The organism is Candidatus Binataceae bacterium (assembly GCA_036495685.1).
GTDB lineage: Bacteria > Desulfobacterota > Binatia > Binatales > Binataceae > JAFAHS01.
On record DASXMJ010000179.1, the window covers coordinates 24,731 to 31,044 of the forward strand.

The 6,314-nt window shown below is 60.2% G+C and carries 8 protein-coding genes and 1 pseudogene; 5 read left to right on the top strand and 4 right to left on the bottom strand.

What is annotated here, in order from left to right; genetic code table 11:
• Positions 1 to 200 precede the first annotated feature (200 nt).
• Positions 201 to 623: pseudogene (locus VGI36_16645) on the top strand (SDR family NAD(P)-dependent oxidoreductase).
• 249 nt (positions 624 to 872) lie between these two features.
• Here the strand turns inward: VGI36_16645 and VGI36_16650 are convergent.
• Genes VGI36_16650 through VGI36_16660 form a run of 3 tightly spaced genes read right to left on the bottom strand, consistent with a single transcriptional unit; the run spans position 873 to position 2,748 of the window.
• Positions 873 to 1,874, bottom strand: coding sequence for a lysylphosphatidylglycerol synthase domain-containing protein (locus tag VGI36_16650; GenBank protein HEY2486777.1), 1,002 nt, complete (start codon positions 1,872 to 1,874; stop codon positions 873 to 875).
• Entirely contained in the window at positions 1,871 to 2,299 is a 429-nt protein-coding gene (locus VGI36_16655; protein ID HEY2486778.1) for a MaoC/PaaZ C-terminal domain-containing protein, read from the bottom strand. Before VGI36_16655 ends, VGI36_16650 begins: the two co-directional genes overlap by 4 nt.
• The gene (locus VGI36_16660; GenBank protein HEY2486779.1) at positions 2,296 to 2,748 is read right to left on the bottom strand and encodes a hypothetical protein; all 453 of its coding nucleotides are present in this window, start codon (positions 2,746 to 2,748) and stop codon (positions 2,296 to 2,298) included. Before VGI36_16660 ends, VGI36_16655 begins: the two co-directional genes overlap by 4 nt.
• Before the next feature lie 52 nt (positions 2,749 to 2,800).
• Here VGI36_16660 and VGI36_16665 point away from each other — a divergent pair, with 52 nt between their 5' ends.
• From VGI36_16665 to VGI36_16680, 4 genes are all read left to right on the top strand, one after another.
• Positions 2,801 to 3,508: a DNA-3-methyladenine glycosylase gene (locus VGI36_16665; GenBank protein HEY2486780.1), complete on the top strand. Its 708-nt coding sequence runs from the start codon at positions 2,801 to 2,803 to the stop codon at positions 3,506 to 3,508.
• 127 nt (positions 3,509 to 3,635) lie between these two features.
• Complete coding sequence (locus tag VGI36_16670; protein ID HEY2486781.1) at positions 3,636 to 4,613, top strand: TIGR03619 family F420-dependent LLM class oxidoreductase; 978 nt, start codon at positions 3,636 to 3,638, stop codon at positions 4,611 to 4,613.
• Between the two features lie 37 nt (positions 4,614 to 4,650).
• The gene (locus VGI36_16675) at positions 4,651 to 4,992 is read left to right on the top strand and encodes a hypothetical protein (protein HEY2486782.1); all 342 of its coding nucleotides are present in this window, start codon (positions 4,651 to 4,653) and stop codon (positions 4,990 to 4,992) included.
• Between the two features lie 52 nt (positions 4,993 to 5,044).
• A complete protein-coding gene (locus VGI36_16680) occupies positions 5,045 to 5,413 on the top strand; it encodes a hypothetical protein (GenBank protein ID HEY2486783.1) in 369 nt (122 codons plus the stop codon).
• A 114-nt stretch (positions 5,414 to 5,527) separates the two neighbouring features.
• Here the strand turns inward: VGI36_16680 and VGI36_16685 are convergent, their stop codons facing one another.
• Positions 5,528 to 6,232 (bottom strand): hypothetical protein, encoded by a 705-nt coding sequence (locus VGI36_16685; protein ID HEY2486784.1) that lies wholly within the window; start codon positions 6,230 to 6,232, stop codon positions 5,528 to 5,530.
• Positions 6,233 to 6,314: the final 82 nt, after the last annotated feature.

Sequence of the window (6,314 nt, forward strand, 5' to 3'; positions counted from 1 at the left end):
TTTGATTACGGGGTGCAGCTCGGGAATCGGAAAATACACCGCGCTGGAGATGGCCCGCCGCGGACACCGGGTCTTTGCCACGATGCGCAACCTGGAGAGCGCTCGCTTCATCCACGCGGATGCCGGGAAAGCGCACCTTACGCTCGAAATTCTCCAGCTCGATGTTACCGATCAAGGTTCCGTGAACCAGCGCCGTACGACAGGTGGTCAAGCGGGCAGGCGCCATCGACGTTCTCGTCAACAACGCCGGAGTGGGGAGCGTCGGAGTGGTCGAGGATTACACCGACGAGGAAATCCGTTACGTCTTCGAAACGAATTTCTTCGGTGCCGTGCGTACCACCCGTGCAGTACTGCCTGTCATGCGCGCGCGACGGTCAGGCACGATCATCATGATGAGTTCGATCTCCGGACTGCGCACCTTCCCTTTCTCCTCGGTCTATTCGGCCAGCAAGTTCGCTCTGGAAGCTATCAGCAATGGCTTGCGCTACGAGCTGAGGCCGTTTGGGATCCGCTGCGTGCTCATCGAGCCCGGCAACTTCCGAACCCGCGCCGGTTTAAATATGCACTTTCCCAAACGCATTACGTCCGGCTCGGGCGAAGTGACCAGCGATCCGCTGTACTGAACGCTGGCCCGCCGCCCCCTGCACCCGTTTCCCATCTTTCCGCTGGGTGATGCCCACGATATCGCCAGTCTCGCCGCGGAGGTTGCGGAATCGGATGAACCGAAAGCTCGCTACCCTATTGGGGAAGACGCTCAATATTATCTGGGGCTCGACAGCGCGGCGTTCGAGGAGCTGGTGCGGCAAAGAATGAAGGCGTGAGTGAACCGCTGCATTTATTGGGCAACACCGCTCGCCGGCAACTGATAATGCTCAGGCAGGTTCTTCTATCGCCGTGAGTTCTCGCGTCGCGCGCGGCAGAAAGCACAGGCCGATCAGGCCGTTGCAGAACATGAAGGTGAAGTGCGCGGCGAGGCTGTAGGCGAGAATTCGCGCCGCGGTCGCGTTACCGGAGAAGAACAGCAGCCACGCAGCCTGACTGGTCCCCAGATGAGCAACTGCGATCGGCAGTGCGGCCGCAAGAAATACCAGCGGCAGAAAGAGCATCAGCTTGAAGAACGGAATCGTTATTCCGTAAAGCGCAAGCGCGAAGAATTGCGCCACCACCGAGCCCAGGAAACTGGGCGCCTTGATCGCAAGCACGATCAGGTAGTCGAGCGGTTTGGCGGCAAGAAACGTCGCCAGGACGGGGCCCGCCCTTCCGGTCTCGACCCACTTGCGAATCCGTGCGTTCCTACGCGCCAGGGCGAAGAATACGATGACGCCAAACAGCACCAGCCAGGCGCCGAGGTAAACGATTCTCAGCACCCCGATGATGCGTGCCTGGGTGGGTTCGGTGGGTACGTAGAACAACACTCCGACCGTGGAAAACAAGAAGAGCTGGTAGACCTCGAGCAGTGCGATGAACAGGATCGAACTTAGCGCACCGAGAAATCCGATCTTGGCTTTGCGATGCAAATAGTAGGCGACACCGCCCTGCCCGAGGTTGGTATTGATCATTGCCAGCAGGTACATGCTGGCGCGAATCGGCAGGATCTCTCCCCAGCTCAGCGGCGCATTGAAGCGGCGCACGACCCAAGTCAGGCAAAATGAATCGATGACAAAAAAATACAGCGAGTAGGGCAAAAAGATCGCGACAAACCTGGTAAGCGGCACATCACGGAGCGCATCGCCGACCTTGCCGAGCGGAATTCGCCAGAAAATCAGGGCGAAGATAAAGAGTGTCCCCGCATAAGGAATCATCCGCCGCCAGAGCGGTGCCCGCTTCTTGGCGGGCACCGGCCCCGCCTGTGGCGAAGCTCCCGCCGCGCTCATGGTTCGGCCGCCCGCACTCGCGCGGTCCCGGTGAGGACTTGAGCGCCGTGCTGATTTTCTACCCACAGGTCGAGTTCGAGACGATCCTGCTCGGCCCGGACAATCCGCGCGTGCGCGGCGATGGTATCCCCAAAGAAAACGGGTTTGATCATCGCGACTTCAAATGCTCCGCCCTGAAAAAACCGCTCACCGAAGGTATCGACGACGAGCTGCATCGCGACAGCGATCGTGTGTTCCCCCGCCGCAATCGGCGCAGCGAAGCCGGCCCTAGTTGCTGCAACACGATCAGTGTGGATATTGGTGCGCGGACCCCGCCGCGGCGGGTGCTTGAGTCCACGCTCGTAAGCCTGGGCAGCGGCGTCGTCGAGCAGGTACGGAACCCCAGCGAAGTGACTACCCACGGCCAGCTCCTTCACCGCGTTCATGCCAACTCACCCTCCGGATTGATCAGCACCGAGGTAATTGCCTGGCGCATCAGGAGCCGGTTGTCGGTCGCATCGCGGGTTTCGTACTCCAGCGTGAAGTAGAACTTTCCGCGCTTGCGTTCGGTGGCAGTCACGGTTCCATCAACCCGCACCGCTTGTCCGGCATGAACCGGTTCGAAGGATTCACATCGATGCCGTGCGTGCACTCCTCCCTTTCCACCCTTGAAGTGCTGCGCGATTAGCAGCGCATAGTCGTTTAGCCGCATGGTAGGAGGCGCGACGGGGGAGTCGCCCTGGTACAGCGGATTGGCGGTGTGCAAGGCGGCCGCAAACGCACTGATCTGCTGCGACTCCAGGATGTAGAAAATCGGGCCGAGTCGCATTCCCTGATGCAGACTCTCGGCGCGCATCTCGACGCGCTGGTCTTTTGCGGCTGCCTGCTCGGCCATTGGGGCGATTGAACCATTCGCGCAGCCGTGACACAGTCGGCGGCGCATTTCCATGGCGACCAGGTCTATCGCACCATATGCGCGCGCCGCACGAAAGCACCTTTCGGCTGCAGATCCGGTTCTGGCCACGATTATTGCCGAAGTTGGTCCGTGCCGCATAGCGAACCGTCCGGAACGATTTGCCGCCCTGGCGCGAGCCATCATTTTCCAGCAACTCGCCGGCGCCGCAGCGCAAGCAATTCACAATCGCGTGGTCGCCTTGTACCCGGGCAGGCCGTTTCCGACCCCCGCGCAGATTCTTGCGACCCCGGATGAGACTCTTCGCAAGGCCGGTCTATCCGCGAAGAAAGCTCTCTACCTGAAGGATCTCGCCCGCCACGTCGAGGACGAGCTGCTCAACTTCCATCTCTTCGCAAACATGGACGATGAAGCGATTATCGCCGATCTGACGCGGGTCAATGGAATCGGCAGGTGGACGGCGGAGATGTTCCTGATGTTCAATCTTGGACGTCCCGATATCCTGCCCGTGGGCGATTTGGGATTTCGCAATGCGGTCATGCGCGCCTACAAGATGCGCAAGCCGCCCAAACCCAAACATCTGGCGAAGATCGCCGAGAGCTGGCGTCCCTATCGCTCGGCGGCGGTGTGGTACTTATGGCAGAGCTCGGACATCATCGTCCCCGCCGCTGCCAAGAAAACCCCGGCGCGCGTTTCGCGCCCGAAGCCCACCGCGCGCAGAGTTGCCGGCAAACCCGTGTGAAGCGGGCCCGACCACAAGGTCAGGCCCCGTATTCGTTAATTTTCGGCTCCACTCGCGCGGTGCGCGGTGGTAGCTTGCCGATGTTTGAACGCGATCCACCCACTGCGCGGTGAAGGAGTTCTGAAGGATGCGACCAATCAAGTTCAACGTCGGATTGCCGAATGGGGATTTCGCCAACTTGTGCAACTTCGCAAAGCGTGCGGAAGAGCTCGGTTTTTACTCAGTCTCATTCGACGATCACTTCTTCATGCGTGGACCCATGGCGAACCCGACTCAGCCCCACCTCGAATGCTACACGACGCTCTCGGCAATCGCGGCTTCGACCAGCAGAGTCAAGATCGTGCCGCTCGTCACCGCGATGTCGTATCGCAACCCGTCTCTGCTTGCGAAAATGATGGCGACGCTGGACAACATCTCGGGCGGGCGACTTATCGCCGGCGTCGGCGCCGGCTGGTTCAAGGAAGAGTACGCCGCCTACAACTTTCCCTACCCCTCGAATGCCGAGCGTATCGAGCAGATGCGCGAGGGTCTCAAGGTGCTGAAAACGATGTGGTCGGAAGACGAACCCGCCTTTCATGGGCGGTACTTCTCCATCGAGAAGGCCTACTGCTTCCCGCGCCCCGTTCAGAAGCCACATCCACCGATCCTGATTGGCGGGGGTGGCAAACGAATTCTGCAGATCGCCGCCGAGGAAGCCGACATCCTCAATCTTAATCCTCCGGTATTGGAAGGATTCGTCGACATCCCGAGCGCGCTCAAGTTTGACAAGACCGAAGTGAAGCGTCGTCTCGAAATGGTGCGCGGCTTTGCCAAGAGCGCGGGCCGCACGGACGCTGTGGAATTGTCCGCGATGAGCATCGTACTGACTGCAAAGGACAAGAGCACCGCCGACGCGATGGTCAATGCAACCGCGCAGTCATTTGGCGTCAAAGATGTGGCGGTCGCGCGTAATTCGCCGCAGGTTCTGGTTGGCACTACCGATGAGGTTAAGCGCGAACTAACCTGGCGGATAGAGAATTTCGGAATGACTTACTTTTTCCTCAATTTCATCATGCCAGACATGGCAGAGCTGTTCGCTAAGGAAATCATGCCGGCCTTCTCGTAGACGGTTCGCGACACCGGCGCCAGCCGGGGCTCATCGGTTGAGCGTTCATGGATTTCTGTCAAATGAAGAATCCATTGCCCACGGCAACCTCAAGGGTGTAGGTGGCGGGGCGTCTGGAATTCTGAGCGGCGTCGCCGCAGTCGCCACGGTGGTTGCAGCGATCGTGGGAATCCTGAGCCAGTTCGGCCTGATTACGAGCCATGATACACCCAAGACGGTGGCGGGGAGCCCGATACCGGGACCAACGCTGGTCACCAAACCGACAGTTGCGTCGGTCCTAGCGCCGGTCGAGGCGGCGCCCGCTGCTAAGCCGTCGCTCGTCGCACGCGCGGTCTCACCGCATCTTCATGAGCGGGCGGCGTGTGACGCCGCGGGTTGAGGTTGCACTCACAGAACCCACAGCTTCACATTTAGGTGCGGAAGATCGGAACTTGTCGCATTTGGAAACCCCCGAGGCCGCGACCACCCCTGCCACTATCCATCACAATCCATCGGAAAGCATCGCTGGCGCGTGGCGCGACCAAGGAATGGGGGCCTGCCACTTGATCAGTCAGACCAGCGGCAAGTTCCAGATAACTAATTATGACCAGGCGACCGGCGAGCTGATGTCTCAGGGTGAGGGCACAATCGACGGCAACCACGTCGAGATTATTGACAATCCGAACTCGCGGCGCCCGGTAACTGTGGACCTTCACATCGCGCCCAACGGTCAGTGGCTGACCGGCAAAGTCACGCGTTTCGATGGAACGCGTCGCACGATGTGGCAATGCCTCGGACCGGCTTTTCCAAAACCGAGCTGACCTCGCTCGGCACGGAGCCCTTAGTCCTCCAGTACGCTTCCGGCTCACGTGTGTGTGAGGGTCGCCGAGGTGCGCTGAAAGTTCAACGGACTTCGACGATAGGGGAGCCCTCGGTCACTCGGCGAACATCGGATTTGGTTTCGGAAATCCCAGCTCCGTCAGCTTTTCGTCAATCTCCTTCAACTCAACAGACTGGCCGGCCCTTTCCGGCAGTTTTTCGACGCAACTTCGAATCGCGCGCAACGCGCGGCCAACCTGCCCAGCCTGCCGATACACGAGGAAGAACACCGCCCACGGCACCAGCAGCCCCGCTACCAGTGTGATCGTGATGAAGATATGCGAGCGCGACTCGGCACGCGCGACCACCTCCGCCATCGCGCCGTCGTTGGCCGCGTTCAAGTCCGCGATCAGGCCCTGGAGGTTGCGCAGTTTGGGCTCGACGCTGTCGTCGCCGGGGCTGGCTTGGCGCAACTGGTCAAAAATTGGATTCGCGGTTTGCGCGATCTGCTCGATCTTGTCGAGCTGGTCGCGCGTACTGGCGTGGGAGCGGGCCGAGTCCACGAATCCAACGAAGCGACGCTCCTGCCCTTTGATGATTTCCAGGCCGTCGGGCTGGGTCCTGCCCCAATCCATCTTGTAGAGGGCCGACTCGAGGCCGTCGGCCGCGCGCAGTACTGCGTACTGATTTTCCTGGAGCAATGCGGGCATGAGCCCGAACAAATAAAAGGCGCCGGCGAGAATGGGTGTCGCGATTAACAGTACCAGCGGTGCAATCGCTGACACGAGGCGCAGTTTTGTAGCGATCGTTATTCGGGTCATCGTGAGTTCCTCGCAACAGCAGCGGTTCCGCCGTGTGGCTCAAGCCCAAGGATGCGCAAGCGGATGAGCGAAACGCAACGGC